Genomic DNA, 2,564 nt, shown 5'->3' with positions numbered 1-2,564 from the left:
GATTTAGTTGAAATATGTCGAAGAGTCGGAGTCAGATTAAATTTTAAATGAATGAGACCTGAACGTAATTGCGTAGAATTGTGTCGGAAGGAGAAAATGAGTATATTCCCCCCTCAGAGTCAACTATGAGCAAGAAGCGGAAACTCGCTCAAACACGTTTTTGGACAAAAACAATTTAGAGCCGACCAGCGGCTCTGTGCCAATAAAGGACCTTTGTTATATGGCCTTATAGCCTTTTAGCTAAAGCATTATTTATTTTTTGTGCTTCCTCGCATCTCCAATGATACAGGAGGTAAATTTTCAATTAATTTAGTTTTCTTCCCATGCTCTATTACCACATAACCCATTGTATCTAATCTAACTAGGTTCTCTCGGACGCCAGACCTATTCCAGTTAATAGCCTCTGCAATTATTCTCTCTCCCGGTAACTCATCTCCTTTCTTGAATTTTGTAGAAATATAGTCTGCTAAATCATAGAAGGAAGGAGAGCGTTGAACAACTTCATAAAAAACAGGCTCGCTTTGCAAGAGCTTTATTTCTTCAATAACCTCATTACTTACTTCTTCAGATAAAAAGTTGGTGGCGTTATGAAGAAAGCTTTCTGTGCGGTAAAACAGTATTTCCTGCCCCGATTCTTCATGAAATTCTTTGAGCAGTTCCGGTCGTGCTGATAAGGTTCTTCCTGCTGACTTTAACCACCAATCTTCTTTTGCATCTTCGGTAATAAAAACGATAGGAGTTTTATGTTCTTTTGCATAAGCAATAATTTGCTTCCACATTATTAGGTCACCATAACGATGCTGCTGCCCTATCAAGTCTCTCTCATTATCATTTTTTTTGGCATCTTCATACCCGGGTGGAATTTTACTGTGATATCGGGCTTTACCCTCTTCAAATAACACCTTTAATTTTTCCTTAGAGAAAGGGGGTCCGACTTTTTGCCCAAAAATATCAGTTATTTTTCTTTGTATCTCATCATCATTTAAACGATCCATATGTGATTTTTTGGCGTTTTCGAGATGCTTGTTTAGCTTGTCAAACAACTGTTCTACCGCACCTAATAACTCAGATTGTAAAAAAGGATGGCGATTTTTCTGGTTGAAAGAATTATATAAATCATTGATATGTTTTAATGTTACATCATAGTTTTTAGATTGTTCATTAATAACAGTGGGGCGATTTTGAAAGTATTCATGAGCGGCTTGGTGAGGTAACCAGAAACGCTCTTTATGATTATTTAATAGATTGAGAAATGCATCGCGAGCGTCGTCGGAATAACGATAAAGATTTAGAAGAACATTGGCATCTGGAATAATTTTACCACCAGTCCAGACTGCTTTTACTGTGTCTTCATTAGCTTGGTAATAGCCTTTAAACAACATTTTTAAATCTGCTTGTTCTTCCATGTAAACTCCTAAACACTTTATCTTCTTCCTTAAAGAAATCAGGGTGCTAATATGTTTTATATGAACAGGATAACACTTATTACATCTTGATTTAAACGACCTTATTAGAATTTGAATTCTGTTTAAGGTCTGCTTCTCGCTCATTTTTGAAATTGCGCGCCTACAGCTGTCGAAAAATAGTACCTAATATCTGCTACTGCCAATAGCGGAAGCTTATCGCTAGGATATTTAACGTCGGCTAAAATCAGTTAGCCGACTTAACTTAAATACAGAAAAACAAGTTCAACGCTGGCATAACGGGCGGCAAAAGCTCAGCTTTTGACGTCCGCCCCTGGCGTAGCCAGGGATACCGTTGATGCGCTTGTATGTGCTTACTCAGGAAGCTGCTCATAAGATTTAACCTTATCTAGGTTTTTTGCCCAGACAGCCTCACTTGATTTATAAATGTGCGCAGTAGGTTTAATAGCAATATCTTGATTTAAACAACCCGCTGGGACAACAACTAGCTCGTTATTCATTTGCATGCTTGGAACTGCTGAGCCACAATTTGAACAAAAGCTTTTAACATGTTGAGTTGACGGTAATTGATATGTTTTAACTTTGTTTTCGCCTGTTTGCCAAATAAGTTTTGCTTTAGTCGAGAATAAATTTGATGCATACGCTGAACCAGTATCTTTTTGGCAATATTTACAATGACACAAGTATAGGTTTTCGATCTCACCTTTCACCTCAAAACTCACATCACCACATAAACACGAACCTATATAAATCATTTTAAATCTTACTCACTAAACCTAAACATAACGCCTCAAACACCGGAATGGTGAAGTTGGCGGCTTTTTTGGAACAAAAAAGGTGACAGCTTTACCAAGTCCGAGTGCTTTGACTTGTTATGTTTTTACTCAATTTCACGTAAATACTTAATTATGAACTCTGCCAAGTTAGCCGCGTAAGGGTTACATGCCATTTCTTCGTGGCTTGCGAAGCCAACAGAGAACTCCTTACTCTGGTGATTGATAACGTAGTAATCACCACAACCGTTTTGGCCAATTATAAAATAACGCTCAGGCCATGACTCGCCAAAATAGCCATTGTTTCGCACATCGTTATTTTCTTCGATGATAATTTCTGCATCATTTAAAAGCCCGTAATCTTCTG

Annotated in this window: 3 protein-coding genes; all 3 read right to left on the bottom strand. The window is 37.7% G+C overall.

Translation table 11 applies throughout. The features are described 5' to 3' along the window. Window positions 1-248: 248 nt before the first annotated feature. Window positions 249-1,406 (bottom strand): PIN domain-containing protein, encoded by a 1,158-nt coding sequence (locus tag N7931_RS19155; RefSeq protein ID WP_262795944.1) that lies wholly within the window; start codon window positions 1,404-1,406, stop codon window positions 249-251. Window positions 1,407-1,777: 371 nt separating this feature from the next. Next, complete coding sequence (locus N7931_RS19150) at window positions 1,778-2,179, bottom strand: GFA family protein (protein ID WP_262795943.1); 402 nt, start codon at window positions 2,177-2,179, stop codon at window positions 1,778-1,780. A gap of 125 nt (window positions 2,180-2,304) precedes the next feature. Next, on the bottom strand, window positions 2,305-2,564 hold a 260-nt coding region (locus tag N7931_RS19145), incomplete at its 5' end, for an SMI1/KNR4 family protein (RefSeq protein WP_262795942.1).

The organism is Catenovulum sp. 2E275 (assembly GCF_025515275.1).
Lineage (GTDB): Bacteria > Pseudomonadota > Gammaproteobacteria > Enterobacterales > Alteromonadaceae > Catenovulum.
The sequence above is the reverse complement of the archived record's forward strand: the minus strand, read 5'-3'. Positions and strand labels throughout refer to the sequence as shown.

Bases quoted from the DNA above. Each gene is read 5' to 3' on its own strand.
- N7931_RS19155 (WP_262795944.1), bottom strand. From the start codon at position 1,406: ATGGAAGAACAAGCAGATTTAAAAATGTTGTTTAAAGGCTATTACCAA.
- N7931_RS19150 (WP_262795943.1), bottom strand. From the start codon at position 2,179: ATGATTTATATAGGTTCGTGTTTATGTGGTGATGTGAGTTTTGAGGTG.